The following is a 23426-nucleotide window of genomic DNA, read 5'->3' as shown; positions in this document are numbered from 1 at the left end:
TTCCCCAAAGTTATTTGGTCAGGATGACTGCTTTTGCTCATCGGAATGCCGCATACGGCGTTTGACTCGCTTGATAAAACGGGCGACCCGCCATGCTCGTTTCAGGCAGTAGCCATACAGTAAAAACACAAGCAAGAATAATGCCAACATGACCCACTCAGGTACGGAAAAGAAATATTCTCCCAAGACGCCGACCACGGCTAACAAGGCGGCAGCAAGCGTAATCAGCACAAACGCCTGACGGGAAGAAAAACCGGCTCGCATCATTAAATGATGAATATGCTGCCGATCAGGCGAGAACGGACTCATTCCCTTACGCAAACGTCGATACATAATGGCGATCATATCGATCAGCGGGATAGCGATAATCCACAGTGCCGTAACCGGATTAATCGGATGCTGCGGGCCTTGCGTCGTCTGAATCAAGAGCCAGATAGCCGTGAAGCCAATCATCGTGCTACCTGCATCGCCCATGAATACCTTGTAGCGTGGTCCAAACATGCCGAGATTGAGCAAAATGTAAGGTAAGGTCGCCGCGATCATGGCGAAACACCACAATGCCAGATTCGTATGGCCGCTCAGATACAACAAAATCCCCATCGCCCCAAATGAGACACTGGATAATCCACCGAGCAGCCCATCGATCCCATCGACCATGTTGAACGCATTGATCGCAGCCCAAACGGCAAACAACGTAACCAGATAGCCAAACGGCCCTAGCCCCATCTGCCATGGACCGAAAATGTGCCCTAGATTGTGTATCGTCAAGCCAGCAAAGACCATCATCACCACCGCGACAAACGCCTGCACAACGGCACGAATTTTCACGCTGATATCAAAACGATCGTCCAGCATGCCGACAAACACCAGCACACCTGCGCATAGCAGATAAAGACGGAAGTTGAGGATGTATTGATCGGTAATAAAGTAGGTAAAACAGATACCCGCATACACAGAAATGCCGCCGACCAGAGGCACAAGACCCCGATGGCGTTTACGGTAATTGGGACGATCGACAAGTCCTATTTTACCCGCAATGCCGCGAGCAAAAAAAAGAAAGCCCAAAGAAAACAAGAAAATAAATAGTAATTCGGTACTCATAGTGAGTAAGTTCACCGTTAACAGCTGCGCTGTAGCTGTTCAGTATAGACTCGGTTTACGCCTTATATCCTATCGCCCATGTTGATCGCCAGTACAAATTGAAGTGGTAGCTGCACCTTTCCCGCAGACAACACATTCACATCCGACCAATTAGGGGATAGGGGATAAAAAAACGCCACGACCCAGCGTGGCGTTCCCCGAGTTATCCGTAATAGATGAACGCCCGGATTTATGAACGTTTCATCATATCGAAGAATTCATCGTTGGTTTTCGTCATCGCCAACTTGTTGATGAGGAATTCCATCGCATCGATCTCGCCCATTGGATGGATGATTTTGCGTAGAATCCACATCTTCTGCAATTCTTCAGAGGTCGTAAGCAATTCTTCTTTACGCGTACCGGAACGGTTGTAGTCAATCGCCGGGAACACGCGTTTTTCTGCGATTTTACGCGCCAGGTGCAGTTCCATATTACCTGTACCTTTAAACTCTTCGTAAATCACTTCGTCCATCTTAGAACCGGTATCAACCAGCGCGGTGGCGATGATGGTCAGGCTACCGCCTTCCTCAACGTTACGCGCAGCACCGAAGAAACGCTTCGGACGATGCAGGGCGTTAGCATCCACACCACCAGTCAACACTTTACCCGACGCCGGAACAACGGTGTTATAAGCACGCGCCAAGCGGGTAATGGAGTCCAGCAGGATGATAACGTCTTTCTTATGCTCAACCAGACGCTTCGCTTTCTCGATCACCATTTCAGCAACCTGAACGTGACGGGAAGCGGGTTCGTCAAACGTTGATGCAACCACTTCACCTTTCACCAGACGCTGCATCTCAGTCACTTCTTCTGGACGTTCGTCAATCAGCAGCACCATCAGCACACAGTCAGGATGGTTGTAAGCAATACTCTGCGCGATGTTCTGCAGCAGCATGGTTTTACCCGCTTTCGGCGGTGCAACGATCAAACCACGTTGACCACGGCCGATCGGTGAAGCCAGATCTAGCACACGCGCCGTCAGATCTTCTGTCGAACCGTTACCCCGTTCCATACGCAGACGAGAGTTTGCATGCAGTGGTGTTAAGTTTTCGAACAGGATTTTGTTACGGGCGTTTTCAGGTCTGTCGTAGTTAACTTCGTTAACTTTCAGCAGGGCAAAATAGCGCTCACCTTCTTTCGGCGGGCGAATCTTGCCAGAAATGGTGTCACCAGTGCGAAGGTTGAAACGGCGGATTTGGCTGGGAGAAACGTAGATATCATCGGGGCCTGCGAGGTAGGAGCTGTCTGCGGAGCGGAGAAAGCCGAAGCCATCCTGCAGAATCTCCAGCACGCCATCGCCAAAAATATCCTCGCCGCTTTTGGCATGCTGCTTCAGAATCGCGAAGATAATATCCTGTTTACGCATGCGGGCCTGATTTTCCAGCCCCATATTTTCGCCAAGAGTAATTAACTCAGAAACTGGCGTATTCTTTAATTCGGTAAGATTCATAGTGGTGGGTTCTTTAACTCGGGGTAAATCTCGAACTAGTAACGTGAATGGTATGGCAGGATCATCCGTGCCTCTATAACAGCCTTCAACCACCGGATTCCTGTCTGGTTTCACACCTGAAGCGCATTAAATCCGCGCAAAACGACATCCGCATAAACGATATCCGCATAAATCAACGGCAGGAGATCGAAGACACATAAAACCAATTATTGTAAAACTCGTAGACTGCCCAAATCGGATCACAAATGTGTTAAACAATTATTTTGCAAAAAAGACTTTGTAAAACAATGTTCTTTCGATTTCGACACAGAATAATGCTTTAGACTCTAACTTTCAGGCTTAAGCCTAAGGACTTAAACATAGGCAAGTACGATATGCAGTGGTGAAGAATCTAACACGCTTCCCGACGAGCAGCAAGCAGTCAATATGAGAATTGCATATTGACCGATCGCGCTCATCGGCAACCCCCTTTCAAGGGGGCAAGCTAATTACAGGTTTGCCGTCAGGAACTCTTTCAGTTGCCCTTTGGACAGTGCGCCGACTTTTGTCGCCGCGACTTCGCCGTTTTTAAACAGCAACAGTGTAGGAATGCCACGGATACCATATTTCGGTGCAGTTGCAGGATTTTCATCAATGTTCAGCTTGGTCACCGTCAGTTTACCTTCAAACTCTTCGGCAATTTCATCCAGAATAGGAGCGATCATTTTACAAGGACCACACCACTCAGCCCAGAAATCAACCAAGATAGCGCCATCAGCCTGCAATACTTTCGTACCAAAGCTGTCATCAGTCAGGTGAATTATTTTATCGCTCATATTTTACTCCACAGGATTATTTATATACCCAATAGATTTCAAGGTGCAGGACAAAACGTGCAAGAGCAAGGCCCAGTGAAACGTCAAGTCATTCAATACCACACCTATACACCTATACACCTATAACTTGAAAAATGAAGGGCATATCTTGTTGGTCTCGCATTAACCAACAACAGGTTGACTTTATTTCACCGGATACGCTTTCGTAAAGCAATAGTTAGCTGATATTCTACCACACTATGAGCAAAACACACTTAACTGAACAGAAGTTTTCCGACTTCGCCCTGCACCCGCAGGTTATCGAAGCTCTTGAAAGTAAAGGGTTTCATAACTGTACGCCTATTCAGGCGTTAGCTCTGCCATTAGCTTTGTCAGGGCGTGATGTTGCGGGTCAGGCGCAAACCGGTACCGGCAAGACGCTGGCTTTTCTTGCGTCTACTTTCCATTATTTGCTTTCACACCCTGCAAACGCAGAGCGTCAAACCAATCAACCACGTGCCTTAATTATGGCACCAACGCGTGAACTGGCTGTCCAGATTCACTCTGACGCAGAAGCGCTGTCTCATGCTACTGGGCTAAAATTAGGTTTAGCCTACGGTGGCGACGGCTACGACAAACAGCTTAAAGTGCTGGAAAGCGGCGTTGATATTTTGATCGGCACCACTGGTCGTCTGATCGACTATGCCAAACAAAACCATATTAATCTGGGCGCGATTCAGGTAGTCGTGTTGGACGAAGCGGATCGCATGTACGATCTCGGCTTCATCAAAGATATTCGCTGGTTGTTCCGTCGTATGCCAGCCGCAGCACAGCGCCTCAATATGCTCTTTTCCGCTACGCTCTCCTACCGGGTGCGTGAACTGGCGTTTGAACAGATGAATAACGCAGAGTACGTGGAAGTCGAACCGGAACAGAAAACCGGCCACCGCATTAAAGAAGAGCTATTTTATCCGTCCAACGAAGAGAAAATGCGCCTGCTCCAGACGCTGTTGGAAGAAGAGTGGCCGGACCGCTGCATTATTTTCGCGAATACCAAGCATCGCTGTGAAGACATCTGGGGTCACCTGGCTGCCGACGGCCATCGCGTTGGGCTACTGACGGGCGACGTGGCACAGAAAAAGCGTCTGCGTATTCTGGAAGAATTTACTCAAGGTAATCTGGATATTCTGGTGGCAACGGACGTTGCAGCACGCGGTTTGCATATTCCTTCGGTGACCCACGTTTTCAACTACGACCTGCCGGATGACTGCGAAGACTACGTTCACCGTATTGGCCGTACTGGCCGTGCAGGGCAAAGCGGGTTCTCTATCAGCCTGGCCTGCGAAGAGTACGCACTGAATCTCCCGGCTATCGAAACTTACATCGGTCACGGTATCCCGGTCAGTAAATACAACAGTGACGCGCTAATGAGCGATTTACCTGCGCCGAAGCGTTTAACACGCCCACCGCGTTCTAATAATGGCCCGCGCAGACACAATGCGCCACGCCGCAGCGGAGCGCCCCGTAATAACCGTAAACGAGCGGACTAACCGTTGATGCTGAGCTCTTCTTCACTTTACGCTGCCATCGATCTCGGTTCGAACAGCTTCCATATGCTGGTCACCCGGGAAGCCGCAGGCAGCATTCAGACGCTGGCGAAAATAAAGCGTAAGGTCCGCCTTGCAGCAGGGCTGGATAAGCAGAGTCGGCTCTCGCAGGAAGCGATGCAGCGTGGTTGGCAGTGTCTACAACTGTTTTCCGAACGGTTGCAGGACATTCCGCAGGATCAGGTGCGCGTCGTCGCGACCGCAACCCTGCGGCTGGCAACGAACGCTGACGAGTTTCTGCAACGGGCTCAGGAAATTCTGGGCTTGCCGATTCAGGTTATCAGCGGTGAAGAAGAAGCACGCTTGATTTATCAAGGCGTAGCACATACCACGGGCGGCCCAGATGCGCGTCTGGTTGTGGATATTGGCGGTGGTAGCACCGAACTGGCAACAGGCGTCGGTGCAAAAACGACTCAGTTGTTCAGCCTCCCGATGGGATGCGTCACGTGGCTGGATCGCTATTTCAGCGACCGCAACCTCGAAGCCGGTAACTTTGAACGCGCGGAACAGGCGGCGCGTGAAATGCTGCGTCCTGTCGCGGCTTCTCTACGCGAGCAAGGGTGGCAAATCTGCGTCGGTGCTTCCGGTACGGTACAAGCGCTACAGGAAATTATGGTCGCGCAGGGAATGGATGAATACATTACTCTGCCGAAGCTCAGACAGCTTAAAGAGCATGCGATTCAATGCGATAAGCTGGAAGAATTGGAAATTGAAGGGCTAACGCTGGAACGTGCACTGGTTTTCCCCAGTGGGTTAGCCATTCTGATGGCGATCTTTCAGGAACTCGACATCAAAACGATGACGTTGGCCGGAGGCGCACTGCGTGAGGGGCTGGTCTATGGCATGTTGAATCTGCCTGTCGATCAGGATATCCGCCACCGCACACTAGAGACGCTGCAACGCCGTTATCTGTTGGATACCGAACAGGCTAAACGCGTCAGTACGCTGGCAGATAACTTTCTGCAACAGGTTGCCCGTGACTGGCAGTTAGATAACCGATGTCGTGAGTTACTGCGCAGCGCCTGTCTGGTGCACGAAATCGGTTTGAGCATTGATTTTCGCCAGTCACCCCAGCATGCAGCCTATTTGATTCGCCATAGCGATCTCCCCGGCTTTACGCCCGCCCAGAAAAAGCTGTTAGCCACACTCCTGCAAAACCAGATTAACCCTGTCGATTTAATGCCGCTCAGTCAGCAAAATGCGCTATCGGTCAACCAGGCACAGCGCCTGTGCCGCCTGTTGCGTCTGGCAATTATTTTTGCCAGCCGCCGCCGCGATGACACGCTGCCAGCAGTGCGGTTGCGCGTAGAAGGTGAAACATTGCGTTTGATTCTGCCTACTGGCTGGCTGGCTCAACATCCGTTACGGGCAGAAATGTTGGAACAGGAAAGCCGCTGGCAAAGCTACGTACACTGGCCGCTGATGCTGGAAGAAACGACAATTTAACAGATAGTTAAGGGGGGGTTATTCCCCTTTTGCCTTCGCTAGCATCGCCCGGATATTGGCGACGTTCGTCTGACCTTTTTGCATACGCTCTTGTGCGCTAACGACTTTTCTTTCCGTTTCCCACACCACATCATCCTGCGGCAGTTCAAGCAGGAAGCGGCTCGGTTCGGGGCGCACCAGCTCGCCATACTGGCGGCGTTCTTTACATAGCGTGAAGAACAGCTCGCGTTGGGCGCGTGTAATTCCCACGTATGCCAGACGGCGCTCTTCGTCGACGTTGTCTTCATCAATGCTGCTCTGGTGCGGCAACAGACCCTCCTCCATCCCAACCAAAAAGACGTACGGAAACTCCAGTCCTTTGGACGCATGCAGCGTCATCAGTTGCACCTGATCCAGTTCCTCTTCACTTTCACCACGCTCCATCATGTCCCGCAGCGTGAAGCGCGTCACCACCTGCGTCAACGTCATGGGTTCATCCAGCTCGGAGCCTTCCAGCATTTCCGTCATCCAACTAAATAGCTGATTGACGTTCTTCATCCGCATTTCTGCGGCTTTTGGGCTGGGCGAGGTTTCGTAGAGCCAGCTTTCGTAGTCCAAGCCATGAATCAGGTCGCGCACGGCTGCCACAGGCTCACGCTCCGCCAGACGGGCAATCTCCGCCAGCCACTGCGTAAACCGTTGCAGGGACTCCAGCCCACGCCCAGTCAAAGACTGGCTCAACCCGAGATCAAAACTCGCGCTGAACAGACCCTTATTGCGTTGTCCTGCCCACTCGCCCAGCTTTTTCATCGTCGCTGGGCCAATCTCTCGCTTGGGCGTGTTCACGATGCGTAAGAAGGCACTGTCGTCATCCGGGTTGGTCAGAACGCGCAGGTAAGCCAGTAAATCTTTGATTTCAGGTCGAGAGAAAAAAGACGTGCCACCGGAAATGCGATAAGGAATACGGTTCTGCATCAGCATCTTTTCAAACAGGCGCGACTGATGGTTGCCACGATACAGAATGGCATAGTCGCCATACTGGGTCTTTTTAATAAAGTGATGGGCAATCAATTCACCCACGACCCGCTCCGCTTCGTGATCTTCGTTGTTGGCGGTAATGACTTTGAGTTCATCACCGTAACCCAGCTCCGAGAACAGGCGCTTTTCAAAGACGTGCGGGTTATTGGCGATGAGAATATTGGCTGCTTTCAGAATACGCCCGGATGAGCGGTAATTCTGTTCCAGTTTGATCACGTCAAGCGCCGGGAAATCCTGCTGTAGCAACACCAGATTCTGCGGGCGCGCACCACGCCAGGAATAAATCGACTGATCGTCATCCCCGACGACGGTAAAACGCGCACGGGAGCCGACCAACAGCTTAACCAGCTCATACTGGCTGGTGTTGGTGTCTTGATATTCATCCACCAGCAGGTAGCGTAAGCGGTTCTGCCAGCGTTCACGCACCTCGGCATTCCGCTTCAATAATAGCGTGGGCAGCAAAATCAGATCGTCGAAATCCAGCACATTACAGGCACGCAGGTGTTCATGATAAAGCGCGTAGCAATGCACAAACAGCTTGTCGCGTTCGGATCGCGCAGTCGCCGCTGCACCAGCAGGATCGATCAGATCGTTTTTCCAGTTTGAGATCGTCGAGATCAGCTGTTGCAGCTGCGCCTTATCGTTTTCCAACCACTGCTCCGTCAGCTCTTTCAGCAACGCCATCTGGTCTTGATCGTCAAACAGGGAGAAATTGGATTTCATCCCCAGCGCGGCGTATTCACGCTTGATGATCTCCAACCCCAGCGTATGGAAGGTCGCAATCATTAGCCCACGCGTTTCTTTACGCCCCAGCGTTTGTGCCACGCGTTCCTTCATTTCACGCGCCGCTTTGTTGGTAAACGTCACGGCGGCAATGTGCCGAGCCTGATAACCACACTGGCGAATCAGGTGCGCAATTTTATTGGTGATCACGCGGGTCTTGCCTGAGCCTGCGCCCGCCAGAACCAGACAAGGTCCGGTGACGAATTCGACGGCATGTTGTTGGCTGGGGTTTAAGCGCATAACGATCTTGCTCACTCATAAAACGGAAGGCGATTGTAGCAGAAAGCCGTATCGATCTTGACCACGGATTTGTTATTAAGGAAAGCACATCGCAGTCCACATCTTGCGTTGCAAATGTTACATTGCGCGCAGGAATCTCTTTTGCAAAAAAGGTAATAACATGGCAAATACCGCAGCAGCCCTACACATCCTGGTCGATACTGAGCAGGAAGCTAATGACATTCTTGCGCAACTGGAAAAAGGTGCAGATTTCCAGAAACTGGCACAGAAGCACTCAACCTGCCCGTCAAAACGTAACGGTGGCGATCTCGGTGAGTTTCGTAAAGGCGACATGGTGCCAGCGTTCGATAAGGCCGTGTTTTCCTGCGAATTGCTGAAACCGTTCGGTCCAGTAAAAACCCAGTTTGGCTACCATGTAATCAAAGTGCTGTACCGTAACTAAGTCGTCACATCGACGCCCTGAACATAAAAAGCGCGCCAACCTTCTGGTTTGGCGCGCTTTTTCTATTGAGTGTTTTATTAGCCTATCGCCATCAGGCTGGCGTTACCGCCTGCGGCGGCGGTATTGATACTCAGGGAACGTTCGGTCAGCAGTCGCTCCAGTTGAACGTGGGTGTCGCCCTGCGTATAGCCTAACGGCAGGATAATCGGGCCATCACGTTCTGCAAGCGCTTCGCTTACCTGCCGTAACCGATCGGCATCCCCATGATAAATCACACCATGAAAAGACGCCTCATCATGCCGTTGCCAGTCAGGCGTGAACCGAATGCGCGACTGAACGTCCTCTGGCAAACGGGCATAGAGCGCTTTCTCCTGCTCGCCTTCCGGCCATAGCAGCTTTCCACCCGTTGCCAGCACCGCTGCCGCCTGAATCAAACGGTCTTCCTCATTATCGGCCAGACATAGAATCCGCTCACGTGGCAACAAGGTATACGCATTACTTTCCCCTGTCGGACCGGACAACTGTCGCGTTATTCCGCTAACACTATGCTCTTTATAGCGCTGACACAGCGTTGCCAGATCGTGACGTTCACCGCTAATCGCCCAGTCTTCCAACGCCAGTAGTCCCGCCAGCAGCGAGGTTCGGACAGAAGCCTGCTCACGATTCTGCTTGGTGAATCCTGCTGCAAGCGCGTTGTCCGGCCGATGCGCCAATAAGCGGTATAGGTAAAGCGGTCCGCCTGCCTTTGGCCCGGTTCCCGATAAGCCTTCTCCGCCAAACGGTTGAACGCCGACAACAGCACCCACCATATTGCGGTTCACATACTGGTTACCCACCTGTGCCCTGTTCGTCACACGCTGAATAGTTTCATCAATGCGCGTATGTACGCCCAGCGTCAGGCCATAACCCGCCGCGTTGATCTGCTCAATCACGGCATCCAACTGCTGGCTTTGATAGCGAACGACGTGTAAAACTGGACCAAAAACTTCTTTTTTCAGCTCGTCTATCTTGCCCAGTTCGATCAGGGTCGGTTTCACAAACGTCCCGTGCCGCCACGTCTCCTCATCCTGCGGATACGCTGCCTGAAATACCGTATGGCCTTTCTCCCGCATCGTCTGGATATGCAGCTCCACGTTCTCTTTCGCTTCCGCGTCAATCAGCGGGCCGATATCAGTCGATAGCCGTTCAGGATCCCCCATTCGACATTCCGCCATCGCACCGCGCAGCATAGCCAGCGTGCGATCCGCGATATCGTCTTGCAGACACAAAAGGCGCAGCGCCGAGCAACGCTGTCCGGCGCTGTCAAACGCAGAGGCAATAACATCATTCACTACCTGTTCCGTCAGTGCAGAAGAGTCGACAATCATGGCATTCAGACCACCCGTTTCAGCAATCAGCGGTGTCAAACGCCCTTGTGGATCGAGTCTGCCAGCGATGCTGCGTTGCAGGATTTTTGCCACGGCCGTCGAACCCGTAAACACCACGCCGCGTACCCGCTCGTCGTTCACCAATGCCGCACCAATCGTTTCTCCCTGTCCAGGCAGCAGTTGTAGCACGCCCAGAGGGACACCCGCTTCCCGTAAAATACGCACCGCCTGCGCTGCAATCAGCGGCGTTTGTTCTGCCGGTTTCGCCAATACGCTGTTTCCTGCCGCCAGCGCAGCAGAAATTTGTCCGGTAAAGATTGCCAGCGGGAAACTCCACGGACTAATGCAGACGATTGCCCCCAGAGGACGATGGGTATCATTGGTGAAAGTGTCTCGCACCTGACTCGCGTAATAGCGCAAGAAATCCACCGCTTCGCGCACTTCCGCAATCGCGTTACTGAAGGATTTCCCCGCTTCCCGAACCAACAGCCCCAGCAGGCTTTGCAGTTGCTCTTCCATCAGCGAAGCGGCCTGATTCAATATCGCGGCTCGCTCTGTGGGGGGCGTCGCAAACCAGATGGCGCTGGCATGCACCGCTGCTTCGACCGCCAATTCAACATCTGCCACGGAAGCATCACGGACATAGCCCACCACATCGTGTACATCCGCCGGATTCACGACAGATTTTTCTTCGCTTGCCCCGCTTTCCCCCTCAATCATCGGCGCGGCGAACCACGGCGGTGACGCATGATTCAGCAGCGCGCTGGAAAGCGAAGCCAGTCGATGCTCATTCGAGAGATCCAGCCCGCTCGAATTTTGCCTTTCCTGCCCATATAGCTGGCGCGGCAGAGGAATCTTGGGATGCGGTGCACCCATGATCCATTCCACTTTTGCCAGCGCCTCTACGCCGCGAACCGGATCGGCAATCAGCGTTTCCAGCGCCATTGAGCTATCTGCAATGCGGTTAACAAACGAGGTATTCGCGCCGTTTTCCAGCAGACGTCGCACCAGATAGGCCAGCAGCGTTTCATGGGTTCCGACCGGGGCATAAATGCGGCACGGTCGGTTCAATTTACCATCGGCAACCGCACCCACTACTTGATCGTAGAGCGGTTCCCCCATGCCGTGCAGGCACTGGAATTCATACTGACCGGAATAGTAATTGTTGCCCGCCATGTGGTAGATCGCACTTAGCGTCTGCGCATTGTGCGTGGCGAACTGCGGGTAAATCAGATTCGGCACGGCCAGTAGCTTACGGGCACAGGCCAGATAAGACACATCAGTATAGACCTTGCGCGTGTAGACCGGGTAGCCTTCCAGCCCGTCAACCTGCGCCCGTTTGATTTCACTATCCCAGTACGCGCCTTTCACCAGACGAATCATCAGCCGGCGGCGGCTACGTTGTGCCAGCTCAATCAGCGCGTCTATCACATACGAGCAGCGTTTCTGATAAGCCTGAATGACAAACCCGATACCGTTCCACCCCGCCAACTGCGATTCCATGCAGAGTTTTTCTAGCAGATCGAGTGAGATCTCCAGTCGATCGGCTTCTTCCGCATCAATATTGATCCCAATATCGTACTGGCGCGCCAGCAGCGTCAGCGCCAACAAACGCGGGTAGAGTTCTTCCATCACACGATCGTACTGCGCCCGGCTATAACGCGGGTGCAGCGCCGACAGCTTGATGGAGATACCCGGCCCTTCATAAATACCCCGCCCGTTCGAGGCTTTGCCGATAGCATGAATCGCCTGCTGATAGGCTGTCAGATAGGCAGTAGCATCGTGTTCCGTCAGTGCCGCTTCGCCTAACATATCGTAAGAGTAACGGAAGCCTTTATCCTCTCGCTCACGGGCATTCGCCAGCGCTTCACCGATGGTTTCCCCCGTGACAAACTGTTCTCCCATCAGCCGCATGGCCATATCTACGCCTTTGCGAATGAGCGGTTCACCGCGTTTGCCAATGATGCGGTTCAGCGAATTAGACAGGTACGCTTCGTTGTGTGTCGCCACCAGCTTTCCAGTAAACAGCAGTCCCCAGGTTGCGGCATTCACGAAAAGCGACGGGCTGTGGCCGAGATGCGCCTGCCAGTTTCCCCGACTGATCTTGTCGCGGATTAGCACATCGCGTGTAGATTTATCAGGAATACGCAGCAGCGCCTCGGCTAAACACATCAGCGCCACGCCTTCCTGTGAAGAAAGTGAGAACTCCTGTAGCAGCCCTTGCACAATACCCGCACGCCCGCTTCCGGCTTTTTGAGTACGTATTTTTGCTGCCAGCCGATAAGCCTGTTTCTGCGTTAATTGCGACAATTCATCGGTAAGTCTTGCCTGTTCCAGCAAGATAGGTACGAGTTCACTTTCGGGGCGACGATAAGCAGAAGTCACGGCGGCGCGGATAACGGACTGGGGAAGCACCTGCTCGGCGAAATCAAGAAAGGGTGGGTGGGTTTCTTCTTCTTGAGATTGCGGCATAATCTCTTCCGCTTCAATGTGGCTGACGTTCGCCCATTGCGGTATTTCAGGAGTGTCGAGGCCACTTTCGAGGCGTTCGAGGTAATGGAAAATAGCCTGTTTGATCAGCCAGTGCGGTGTACGATCAATACGCTGTGCTGCCGCCTTGATGCGTTCGCGCGTTTCCTCATCGAGTTTTACACCCATCGTGGTAGAGCCCATAGAATCCACTCCTGTTATGAGAAGATGCACATCGGGATAGCGCCAATATCAACCATGTTGCAACTTTGTGCAACCTTGTTAACAAATGGAACGGTTGCAACCTCTTATCACCTTCAGACCTCGTTCCGGCCTGAGTGATGACGATAAAACACAGCGTCGCCGCGACAGCGGCACGAAAAAGAATGTGGAGAGTTGAATGACAATTAGCACACCCATGCTGGTGACTTTTTTGGTGTATATTTTCGGGATGGTTCTCATCGGCCTGTTTGCCTATCGCGCCACCAATAATTTTGGCGATTACATTCTGGGCGGACGTCGAATGGGAAGCGTGGTAACCGCGCTGTCGGCTGGCGCCTCCGATATGAGCGGCTGGCTACTCATGGGGTTACCGGGCGCCATTTTCATTTCTGGAATATCAGAAAGCTGGATCGCTATCGGCCTGACGTTAGGCGCTTACCTGAACTGGAAATGGGTCGCCGGACGCCTGCGCGTACACACCGAAATCAACCACAACGCGCTCACGCTGCCTGACTATTTCACCCACCGTTTTGAAGATAACAGTAAATTACTGCGTGTCATCTCCGCGTTAGTGATCCTGGTTTTCTTCACCATTTATTGTGCATCCGGCGTGGTCGCAGGAGCGCGTCTGTTTGAAAGCACCTTTGGCATGAGCTACGGCACCGCATTATGGGCAGGCGCAGCGGCCACCATCGCCTATACCTTTATCGGCGGCTTTCTGGCGGTAAGCTGGACGGATACCGTTCAGGCCAGCCTGATGATTTTCGCTCTGATTCTGACACCGGTGATGGTCATTCTGTCACTTGGGGGCGTCGATAGCTCGCTGATGGTAATTGAAGCGAAAAACCCCGCCAATTTGGATATGTTCAAAGGGCTCAATTTTGTTGCCATCATCTCGTTAATGGGATGGGGGTTGGGCTATTTCGGCCAGCCGCACATTCTGGCGCGCTTTATGGCGGCGGATTCACACCACACCATTCACAGCGCACGCCGCATCAGTATGACCTGGATGATTCTGTGTCTGGCCGGTGCCGTGACGGTCGGTTTCTTCGGTATCGCCTACTTTAATAATAACCCGGATCAGGCGGGCAACGTGGCGCAAAACAGCGAGCGCGTCTTTATCGAACTGTCCATGCTGCTGTTCAATCCGTGGATTGCCGGCGTGCTGCTGTCTGCGATTCTAGCGGCCGTGATGAGTACACTGAGCTGCCAGCTACTGGTGTGTTCCAGCGCCATCACCGAAGATTTATACAAGCCCTTCCTGCGCAAAAATGCCAGTCAGAAAGAGCTGGTATGGGTCGGACGTGCGATGGTGCTACTCGTCGCAATCATTGCTATCGCGCTGTCGCTTAATCCTGAAAACCGTGTACTCGGTCTGGTGAGCTATGCCTGGGCAGGGTTCGGTGCCGCCTTCGGTCCGGTGATTTTGATTTCTCTGCTGTGGCCGCGTATGACGCGCAACGGTGCACTGCTCGGTATGATCGTGGGCGCGGCAACGGTACTGATCTGGAAGCAGTATGCCTGGCTGGGTCTGTATGAAATCATCCCCGGTTTTATCTTCAACTGCCTGACCATTTTCATCGTCAGCCTGCTGGGTAAAGCGCCATCAAAAGCGGTTACCGACCGCTTCAAGCAGGCAGAAGCGGAATACCAGTCCGTTTAGTCATCACGCCCGTGGCCTCGTTCCCTGTGCCACGGGTTTCTTTACCCAAAATGGATTCTGACAGCATCGACAAAGGTTTTAATTTTAACCGCGGCCCGCCGTCCCATCGGCACCATGACATGAACAGGGCGAGCAGGCCCATTATAGTCAGACAGCACCTGTACCAGACGCCCACGGTCAATTTCCTTACGTAACACGGCCTCTGGCCCAAGCGTGATCCCATATCCCTCTATCGCGGCATGCAGCAGCGCATTCCAGTCATTAGCAAAAAGCCGACCTTCCGGCCTGATTTCTTCCGTCTTACCGTCTTTCTGAAATACCCACCGACAAGACGTCGCCGCCGTGCGCACGCCATAAATAAGGCACGCGTGACGTGCGAGACTCGATGGCGTATCTGGCACGCCTTCACGCGCCAGATAGTCAGGCGATGCGCAAGCGATCAATGAGTAAGGCTGAAGTGGCCAAGCCACCATTGAACTATCAGCCAATTCACCGATGCGAATGATAACTTCAAACCCCTCTTCTATCGGGTCAACCATACGATCGTTCAGCGTCAGCGCAATTTGCGTGTCGGGATAGCGTGCGAGATAGTGCGTGATAAACGGCGCGAGCAGATGCGATCCCCAGGTAACGGGCGCGTTAACCTGAATAATGCCCGAAGGTGTCACCTGCATTTCACGGGCGACGGCATCAGCATCTTCCGCTTCGGCAAGCACAACCTTACAACGCTCATAATAGCGCAGACCAATATCCGTCAGGCTTTGCCTCCGCGTAGTACGGTTCAGTAACCGAACGCCAAGCCGCGTTTCGAGCCATGCCACCTGCTTCGCCACCATCTGGGGTGAGATGCCCAGCACCTCTGCCGCAGCGGCAAACGACCCCAATTCCGATGCTTTGACAAAGATGTTCATGCTGGTCAGTCGATCCATGATTCACTCATATTTGTTGTTTGTTTTCGCTTAAAATCACAATTTATCTTCAAATTGTAGGCAATTAAGATTCTCTTCTCAAAAGCATTAAGGAGAAAAAGATGAAAATTGGCATTATTGGTGCGGGCTTTGTTGGGCGGGCAATCGCTAAATTAGCGCTTCAGAATGGTCATCAAGTCATGCTCAGCAACTCGCGCGATCCCCAGTCACTATTCAGTCTCCGTCCCATGATCGGCTGCGATATCGGCACCGCCACTCAGGCCGCGCGCTTTGGCGATATTATCGTTATCGCTGTTCCCTTTACCGCCATCGATAAACTCCCTGTACAGGCTTTACAGGGAAAATCCGTCATCGATGCCGTCAACTACTATACCGAACGAGATGGTAAGGTAGCCGCACTTGATACGCGCACCACCACCACCAGCGAACTACTGTCCCGTTATTTACCCGGAACAACGATCACCAAAGCGTTTAATGCCATTCCCATGACGCAGCTTGAAAGTGATGGTTTACCTGCGGGCTCCGCCAACCGCCGGGCGCTACCACTTGCGGGTGACGACGAGCAGGATAAAACCATTGTGGCCGAACTCTATGATGCCTTCGGGTTTGATGCCGTCGATGCGGGAAAATTGTCTGAAGGATGGCGTTTTGAAAGGAACATGCCGTCTTACTGTATACGGATGACAAAAGCGGAATTAACCACTGCGTTGGCACTTGCCTCACGCGAAAGCACCGTCGATACGCAACGGAAATAACGCAAGCTATGGGATAACCGCGGATAAAAAAATGCTGCACCCAGAAGAGGGGGCAGCATAGAAATTATCGCGTTTCGCTAAACGTAGAAGCGAATATTAACCTGCGACAGCGATACGCTTCATGTCTTTCATGTAGCCGCGCAGCGTGTGGCCTACGGTTTCGATTGGGTGGTTACGGATGGCTTCGTTAACATCACGCAGTTGCGCGTTGTCCACTTCGGTGCCAGCGACTGCTTTGCCCAGATCGCCCGGTTGCAGTGAATCCATGAAATCACCTTTCAACAACGGAACGGCGGCGTTGGCAAACAGGTAGTTACCGTATTCTGCGGTATCAGAGATAACCACGTTCATTTCATACAGACGCTTACGTGCGATGGTGTTGGCGATCAGCGGCAGCTCATGCAGTGATTCGTAGTAAGCTGATTCTTCAATAATGCCGGAGCTGACCATGGTTTCAAACGCCAGCTCAACGCCCGCTTTCACCATCGCGACCATCAGCACGCCGTTATCAAAGTATTCCTGCTCAGCAATTTTACCGTCGAACTGCGGTGCATTTTCGAACGCCGTTTTACCGGTCTCTTCACGCCAGGTCAGCAGTTTCACGTCATCGTTCGCCCAGTCAGCCATCATGCCGCTGGAGAATTCGCCGGAGATGATGTCATCCATGTGTTTCTGGAACAGCGGAGCCATAATGCCTTTCAGTTGCTCAGACAGCGCGTAAGCACGCAGTTTCGCTGGGTTGGACAGGCGATCCATCATCAGCGTAATCCCGCCTTGCTTCAGCGCTTCGGTGATGGTTTCCCAGCCGAACTGAATCAGTTTTTCTGCATACGCAGGATCGGTGCCTTCAGCAACCAGTTTGTCAAAGCCCAGCAGAGAACCAGCCTGCAACATACCACACAGAATCGTTTGCTCACCCATCAGGTCAGATTTCACTTCTGCAACGAAAGAAGATTGCAGAACGCCAGCACGGTGGCCGCCAGTAGCCGCCGCCCAGGCTTTGGCGATGGCCATGCCTTCGCCTTTCGGATCGTTTTCAGGGTGAACCGCGATCAGCGTCGGTACGCCGAAACCACGTTTGTATTCTTCACGCACTTCCGTACCTGGGCACTTCGGTGCCACCATCACAACGGTGATGTCTTTACGGATTTGCTCGCCCACTTCAACGATGTTGAAGCCGTGAGAGTAACCCAGCGCTGCGCCCTGTTTCATCAGCGGCTGTACCGCCTGAACCACAGCAGAGTGCTGTTTGTCTGGCGTCAGGTTAACGATCAGATCGGCCTGCGGGATCAGATCTTCGTAAGTACCCACGGTGAAGCCGTTTTCGGTCGCTTTGCGCCATGATGCACGTTTTTCGGCAATCGCTTCCGCACGCAGGGCATAAGCGATATCCAGACCAGAATCGCGCATGTTCAGACCCTGGTTCAGACCCTGAGCACCACAGCCGACGATCACCACTTTTTTCCCTTTCAGGTAGCTCGCCTCATCGGCAAATTCATCACGCCCCATAAAGCGGCACTTGCCCAATTGATCCAGCTGCTGACGCAGGTTTAATGTGTTGAAATAGTTAGCCATGTTGTGCTCCGTGTACGGTTTTGTTTGTCTATTATTCAGAAAAGGATTCCCGCCAGATGGGAATTCACTATGACCCCATCATATGACAGGAATTGCGTTGCTTAAATTGATATATTAGCAACGTCATATTGCACTATCTGCAAGATAAAAAACGGCTGCAAGATAAAAAACGGCTGTAAGATAAAAAACGAGGCCTGCATCGCATGGATTTACGTGATCTCAAATTATTCCTGCATCTGGCAGAAAGCCGACACTTTGGTCGTACTGCCAAGGCAATGCACATCAGTCCGTCCACGCTGTCGCGGCAAATTCAGCGGTTAGAAGAGGATTTAGGGCAGACGCTGTTTCTGCGCGATAACCGTACCGTGCAGCTCACCGATGCCGGAGATCACCTTAAGCTCTTCGCTCAACAAACACTGCTGCAATACCAGCAGCTACGCCACACGATAGACCCGCACGGACCGTCATTAAGCGGTGAACTGCGGATTTTCTGTTCCGTCACTGCCGCTTACAGCCACCTGCCACCGATTCTGGATCGCTTCCGGGCACTGCATCCGCAGGTGGAAATCAAATTGACAACCGGCGATGCCGCCGATGCCGTTGAGAAAATTCAGTCGAACGATGGGGATTTGGGAATTGCAGGACGCCCCGAAGCGCTGCCTGCAAGCGTTGACTTCATGCCGCTCGATGAACTGCCTCTGGCGATGATTATCCCGGCGCTTCCCTGCCCGGTTCAGTCGCTGGTACGCCAATCCGAACCGGACTGGTCGCAGATTCCGTTCATCCTGCCGGAACACGGCCCGGTGCGTAAGCGCATCGATCAGTGGTTCCGCCGCAATCACATCACCAACCCACAGATTTACGCCACCATCTCCGGGCATGAAGCGATGGTATCGATGGTTGCGCTAGGCTGTGGCATCGCGCTCATTCCCAATGTGGTGCTGGAAAACAGCCCGGAGCCGGTACGTAACCGCGTCTCTGTCTTTGTCGAACAGGTGATGGAGCCGCTTGAGCTGGGCGTTTGCGTACAGAAAAAACGGCTTGGCGAACCGCTGATTGCCGCCTTTTGGGACATATTACAGGACACACCATGAAGACAGCTTTCACTGCCATCCTCGCAGCAGGAGCGGCACTCGCCTCACTCAGCAACCCTGCGCACGCCGCCAGTTTCCCTTGCGAAAAAGCCGCCTCGACGCAGGAAACGTTGATTTGCGCCAGCCCGTTGCTCGGGCAGTTAGATGAAGAACTGGCACAAGCATGGAAAGCCTCTCGCGCGTTCCTGACGGCGTACAGCAACAGCGCACCGTGGGGAAAAACGCTCAACCAGTTTCAGCGCAGCTGGCTGACCACGCGCGACCAGTGCAAAGATGAAGACTGTCTGCGCCAGCGCTATCAGCAGCAGTTAAATCGGCTACGCTACCTGAATGACATCGCGCAGCACGCGCTGCCTTCACCGATTACCCCCGTGAAAAGCACGGCCTGCTTCCATGGGTCGTTCAGCTATGAGTACGTAATGTCCGGGCTTTCCGCCGAGGAGTACCGCGATCTGGGGGATTATTTTCGGGAAATGTACGATCAGAAAGCGCCCTACCACGCCGTCAGCCTGACCATAACCAATCAGCGTGGCAAGATTGAGGGCGGCGCCTCCATTGCATTTCGCTACGGTAACAAGCTGGATGATTCTTCCTTCACCGCCCGTCAGATGAGTGATGTGCAAGCGATTGGCAAAGGCGAGAGCAGCTTCGGCCAGCAGGTGAAAATACTGCTCACCTGCGTTGACGATGATCATCTGCAAATCGCTACCTTCGGCAGCAATCAGGAAGAAGGTTACCTGTTTAATTACTTACTGGGACGAGAGAAAACGCAGTAACGCTTATCTCTAACGCTCAAACCATTTATCCGCCGAAAACGCCCGCGTAGTGGACTCCGCTTCCTGCGCGGCTTTCTTCATGGTTTCGATGTTCATCAGGTAATGATAAAGCGGCTCAAGCTGGGTAAACCCCTGTGACAGAACGGCCACCAGGTCACCGGAAAACAGCGCTTCCATATCCTGTCGGGTGCATATCGCCGCAAACGATTTGCGGTTATACCAGTCAGCCAGTTCCGGCTCCTGCTCTTTAATCAACGGGCGCTTATAGCTGTCCCCTTCTAGCGTGAAGGTATTTCCCAGACAGCTCGCCATCTCAAGAAACTGCAACGGATTACCGCGCAGCGTCTGGCGGAACAGATCCATCGTATTGCGTGTCGCACTGTAATAGCCCAACCCGTAGCGCCAGGTATCCGGCGTGATTTCAAAGAAATACACCGGTGCGTCCGTCCAGTCTTTGCGTGTCCGTTTGAACGTCAACCACATGTGGCTGCGGTAGCGTGATTTATCGTGAGAAAAGCGCGTATCGCGGTGAATACGAGAGAGCGTTTTGCCGATGGCAGGACGCGTTTCAAAATGGTCGTCAATCTGCAACATAGCCAGACTGAGTTCATCCACCAGCGTGCGGAACGGCGCAACCAGTTGCTCATCGTAAACCACGCGATGCTCGTCAAACCACGCTTTATCGTTGTTCTGCCGCACCTGCTGAAGAAACGTTAAACCCGTTTGAGAAAAACCCGTGAACTGCGTTGCCATAGAGAAATGCCATCTCGGTTGCTGTCAGATGGCATAAAGATAACGCCGTCAGTAGCGAAACGCCATCGTCAGCGGAAAGGTCACTTCGCCGCCCTGACGTGTTCCCAACGGTTAAGCCTGATGCAGTGCCTGACTAACCGCTTGCCGTTGTTCCAATAACGCGGTGCTGGTTCGATCGCGAGGATAAGCCAGATTGACCGGCAGAATCGCACTAACCCGCCCCGGCCGAGGTGACATCACCACCACCCTGTCGGCCAGAAAAACGGCCTCTTCCACATCATGCGTCACCAGTAATATCGTCAAATCCGTTTGTCGGCGAATCTCCGCCAGACGTTCCTGCAACTGCTGTTTGGTCAGCGCATCAAGCGCGCCGAAAGGTTCATCCAGCAAGAGAATACGCGGCGTCGATACCAGCCCACGAGCGATCGCCACACGCTGCGCCATTCCGCCCGATAGCTGGTGCGGCCACGCGTCGGCAAAGCCTTCCAGCCCCATAATCTGAAGATAGTGTGTAATACGCTGCGCCGCGTCCGCAGCGGAAAGGTTGAGGTTAAGCATACCGAGGCGGATATTGTCCGTCACCGTGAGCCACGGAAACAGGCGCGGTTCCTGAAATACCAGGCTGACATCGTCGGGAATACCGCGCACAGACCGATCGCCAATCAGAATGCGCCCACGTTCGGTGGTATCAATCCCCGCCGCTAAGCGCAGCAGCGTCGATTTACCACAGCCGCTGGCGCCGATGACCGCAACCAGTTCGCCCGCGAGCAGCGACAGATCGATGTCCTGTAACACCGTCAGCGGTGCGCCGTTGACGGTAAAATACTTGGTAATATGCTGAAAATGCAGGGACATAGATTCTCCGTTAACGGTCACGCAAAGCGCCAGCGGGTCAGCCGCCGTTCAGATAAGGTCATCAAGCGGGAAAAGAGCGCGGCGACGATCGCAATCAGCACCACACCCGCCATGATGCGATCGGATTCAAGCAACTGTTGTGCGCGAATCATCATGCCGCCCAGCCCCTCGCCCGACGGCATGAAATATTCTGCGCCAATCGCGCCCGTCCACGCATGCATCAGCGCCAACCGTAGGCCGGAAAACAGCGGTGGCAAGACGCTGGGCAGTATCAGCGTGCGAAGCGTCTGCACTGGCGTCAGACGCAGAACCTGCGCCACTTCCAATAGCGCAGGGGGAAGCTGCGCAATGCCCTGGCGGGTTGCCAGCATCACAGGAAAGAACGCCGCCACGGCGATAAACACGATTTTGGCGCTCTCCCCTAAACCGAACCAGGCCGTGATCAGCGGCAACCAGGCGAATAGCGCCACACAGCGCAGTGCAGACAGTGCCGGATTAAACAACCTGTCAGCAATACGCCAATTGCCGAGTAACGCACCGACCAGCGCACCGATCGCACTTCCCAGCACAAAGCCCTGTAGCGCACGCAGCAAGCTGGCATTCAGGTCAGCCAACAGCCCCCCCTGAGCCAACCCCGACCACAGTGCATCAATCACACCGCTCGGCGCGGGAAGAAACGCCACGTTCACCCACTCGCGCGTACTGCTAACCTGCCACAACGCAACCAGTACCACTGGCGCTAACCACGGCGTCAGCGACAGGCTCGGCAGCACAGTGCTCAGGCTATCGCGCCCCAGCACCGGCGCAGGCCAGTGAATCCAGCGGCGCTCCAGCTTCAGCAGCACGCGTTCCCCGGCAAATCCCAGTATTCCAATAATCAAAATGCAGACAAACACCAGATCGAGCATGAACAGTTGGCGGCTTTGTACCAGCAGATAGCCCAGCCCTTCGCTGGATGCCAGCAACTCGACCGCAATCAAGGCGACCCATCCGGTAGAAAACGCCAGCCGAATCCCCGTCATCACATACGGCAACATGGCAGGCAGAATCAGGTAACGCAGGAAGGCGACGGGCGGTAAACGCAGGCTACGTGCCATTTCATGCAACTTTTGTGGTGTTTGTTGGATACCGGCGCAGGTATAAAGCGTCACTGGCACCGTTACCGATTTCACCAACACCACCAGTTTCAGCGCTTCACCAATCCCTAGTGACAACATCAAAAGCGGTATCCAGGCCAATGTCGGAATCTGAGCGATGACGGTGAAGAGTGGCATAAACAGCGCATTCAGGCGTCGATGCAAGCCGAACAGACTGCCCAGTACCAGACCCAGCGCGATCCCACCGCTAAACCCCATCGCAAGCCGCATCAGACTAATAGGTAACTGGTGAATCAGTTCTTCGGGAATAAAATCCCGCGCACTATCAATAACCGCCAGCGGAGAAGGCAGTATCTGCTCAGACATCCATCCATGCCGACTGGCAAGCCACCAGCCAGCGAGAACCAGCAGCGGCACGACGAGCGACACAATCAATGAAATGACCAATGCGGAATATCCCGCCGACAGCGTGGCGGTCAGCGAAGCATCAGAAGCGGAACGTATTCGCAGTGCGTATTTGGGCATCATGATCGTCGATATCCGGCTAGGTTATTTTTGCGTCAGCAGAGATAAACGCGTAATCCCCGCATGCTCGACATCAGCCAGCAGCGCCGCTACCTCACCGTAATTGGCCTCTTTATCCGCTTGTACCTGCACCACTAAATCAGTGTTACTCGCTTTCGCCTGCTGCAAGCGCGGCACCAGTTGTTCGCGTGCCAGGCTTTCTTTATTAATGAAGACGCGCTGCGCACCATCAATACTAATAACAATCGGATCGGCACGATCGGCCGGGGCTACCGCTGCCGTTTTCGGTAGCTGAATAGGAATGGCATTGGTCAGCATCGGTGCAGTAACGATAAACACCACCAGCAATACCAGCATGACATCCACGAGTGGTGTGATATTCATTTCACTCATGACGTCATCGTCATTACGCGAGGTAAACGCCATC

General features: G+C 53.4%; 18 protein-coding genes. 7 read left to right on the top strand and 11 right to left on the bottom strand.

Going from position 1 to position 23426, the window contains the following annotated elements:
* Positions 1-18: 18 nt before the first annotated feature.
* From wecA to trxA, 3 genes are all read right to left on the bottom strand, one after another.
* Positions 19-1116: a UDP-N-acetylglucosamine--undecaprenyl-phosphate N-acetylglucosaminephosphotransferase gene (gene wecA, locus AACH44_RS00770; RefSeq protein ID WP_261846848.1), complete on the bottom strand. Its 1098-nt coding sequence runs from the start codon at positions 1114-1116 to the stop codon at positions 19-21.
* Between the two features lie 214 nt (positions 1117-1330).
* A complete protein-coding gene (gene rho / locus AACH44_RS00765; RefSeq protein WP_025919665.1) occupies positions 1331-2590 on the bottom strand; it encodes a transcription termination factor Rho in 1260 nt (419 codons plus the stop codon).
* Between the two features lie 488 nt (positions 2591-3078).
* The gene (trxA, locus tag AACH44_RS00760; RefSeq protein ID WP_107168973.1) at positions 3079-3405 is read right to left on the bottom strand and encodes a thioredoxin TrxA; all 327 of its coding nucleotides are present in this window, start codon (positions 3403-3405) and stop codon (positions 3079-3081) included.
* Between the two features lie 239 nt (positions 3406-3644).
* On the opposite strand from trxA, the gene rhlB reads away from it, so the two are divergent.
* Both rhlB and ppx read left to right on the top strand, forming a co-directional pair.
* Complete coding sequence (gene rhlB / locus AACH44_RS00755) at positions 3645-4934, top strand: ATP-dependent RNA helicase RhlB (protein ID WP_039363256.1); 1290 nt, start codon at positions 3645-3647, stop codon at positions 4932-4934.
* A gap of 6 nt (positions 4935-4940) precedes the next feature.
* On the top strand, positions 4941-6437 hold the full coding sequence (ppx, locus tag AACH44_RS00750; RefSeq protein WP_261846849.1) for an exopolyphosphatase: 1497 nt from the start codon (positions 4941-4943) through the stop codon (positions 6435-6437).
* A gap of 18 nt (positions 6438-6455) precedes the next feature.
* Here the strand turns inward: ppx and rep are convergent, their stop codons facing one another.
* Complete coding sequence (gene rep, locus AACH44_RS00745; protein ID WP_261846850.1) at positions 6456-8477, bottom strand: DNA helicase Rep; 2022 nt, start codon at positions 8475-8477, stop codon at positions 6456-6458.
* Positions 8478-8637: 160 nt separating this feature from the next.
* Here rep and ppiC point away from each other — a divergent pair, with 160 nt between their 5' ends.
* Positions 8638-8919 (top strand): peptidylprolyl isomerase PpiC, encoded by a 282-nt coding sequence (gene ppiC, locus AACH44_RS00740; protein WP_010294655.1) that lies wholly within the window; start codon positions 8638-8640, stop codon positions 8917-8919.
* Positions 8920-8996: 77 nt separating this feature from the next.
* Here the strand turns inward: ppiC and putA are convergent, their stop codons facing one another.
* Complete coding sequence (gene putA / locus AACH44_RS00735; RefSeq protein ID WP_338659459.1) at positions 8997-12959, bottom strand: trifunctional transcriptional regulator/proline dehydrogenase/L-glutamate gamma-semialdehyde dehydrogenase; 3963 nt, start codon at positions 12957-12959, stop codon at positions 8997-8999.
* A gap of 196 nt (positions 12960-13155) precedes the next feature.
* On the opposite strand from putA, the gene putP reads away from it, so the two are divergent.
* Entirely contained in the window at positions 13156-14640 is a 1485-nt protein-coding gene (gene putP, locus AACH44_RS00730; RefSeq protein ID WP_261846852.1) for a sodium/proline symporter PutP, read from the top strand.
* Positions 14641-14681: 41 nt separating this feature from the next.
* On the opposite strand, the gene AACH44_RS00725 is transcribed toward putP, so the two are convergent.
* Positions 14682-15569: a LysR family transcriptional regulator gene (locus tag AACH44_RS00725; RefSeq protein ID WP_261846853.1), complete on the bottom strand. Its 888-nt coding sequence runs from the start codon at positions 15567-15569 to the stop codon at positions 14682-14684.
* 101 nt (positions 15570-15670) lie between these two features.
* Here AACH44_RS00725 and AACH44_RS00720 point away from each other — a divergent pair, with 101 nt between their 5' ends.
* Entirely contained in the window at positions 15671-16324 is a 654-nt protein-coding gene (locus AACH44_RS00720; RefSeq protein ID WP_261846854.1) for an NADPH-dependent F420 reductase, read from the top strand.
* A gap of 96 nt (positions 16325-16420) precedes the next feature.
* On the opposite strand, the gene ilvC is transcribed toward AACH44_RS00720, so the two are convergent.
* On the bottom strand, positions 16421-17899 hold the full coding sequence (gene ilvC / locus AACH44_RS00715) for a ketol-acid reductoisomerase (protein WP_137740782.1): 1479 nt from the start codon (positions 17897-17899) through the stop codon (positions 16421-16423).
* A 203-nt stretch (positions 17900-18102) separates the two neighbouring features.
* On the opposite strand from ilvC, the gene ilvY reads away from it, so the two are divergent.
* Together ilvY and AACH44_RS00705 are read left to right on the top strand one after the other, a co-directional pair.
* Entirely contained in the window at positions 18103-18993 is an 891-nt protein-coding gene (ilvY, locus tag AACH44_RS00710; protein ID WP_261846855.1) for an HTH-type transcriptional activator IlvY, read from the top strand.
* Positions 18990-19769 carry a lysozyme inhibitor LprI family protein gene (locus AACH44_RS00705; RefSeq protein WP_261846856.1) on the top strand — a complete coding sequence of 260 codons (780 nt, stop codon included), beginning with the start codon at positions 18990-18992 and terminating at the stop codon, positions 19767-19769. The genes ilvY and AACH44_RS00705 overlap by 4 nt, the downstream gene beginning before the upstream one ends.
* 9 nt (positions 19770-19778) lie before the next feature.
* Here the strand turns inward: AACH44_RS00705 and AACH44_RS00700 are convergent, their stop codons facing one another.
* The 4 genes from AACH44_RS00700 to AACH44_RS00685 form a co-directional block, all read right to left on the bottom strand.
* The gene (locus AACH44_RS00700) at positions 19779-20522 is read right to left on the bottom strand and encodes a DUF2461 domain-containing protein (RefSeq protein ID WP_261846857.1); all 744 of its coding nucleotides are present in this window, start codon (positions 20520-20522) and stop codon (positions 19779-19781) included.
* A gap of 111 nt (positions 20523-20633) precedes the next feature.
* Positions 20634-21377 carry an ABC transporter ATP-binding protein gene (locus AACH44_RS00695; RefSeq protein WP_261846858.1) on the bottom strand — a complete coding sequence of 248 codons (744 nt, stop codon included), beginning with the start codon at positions 21375-21377 and terminating at the stop codon, positions 20634-20636.
* A gap of 17 nt (positions 21378-21394) precedes the next feature.
* Positions 21395-23002: an ABC transporter permease gene (locus tag AACH44_RS00690; protein WP_261846859.1), complete on the bottom strand. Its 1608-nt coding sequence runs from the start codon at positions 23000-23002 to the stop codon at positions 21395-21397.
* Positions 23003-23023: 21 nt separating this feature from the next.
* Positions 23024-23425, bottom strand: coding sequence for an ExbD/TolR family protein (locus AACH44_RS00685; protein WP_261846860.1), 402 nt, complete (start codon positions 23423-23425; stop codon positions 23024-23026).
* Position 23426: the final 1 nt, after the last annotated feature.

Origin of the sequence: Pectobacterium araliae (assembly GCF_037076465.1) — a bacterium.
Lineage (GTDB): Bacteria > Pseudomonadota > Gammaproteobacteria > Enterobacterales > Enterobacteriaceae > Pectobacterium > Pectobacterium araliae.
Note: the sequence above shows the minus strand (reverse complement) of the source record. Positions and strands in the feature narration are given on the sequence as shown.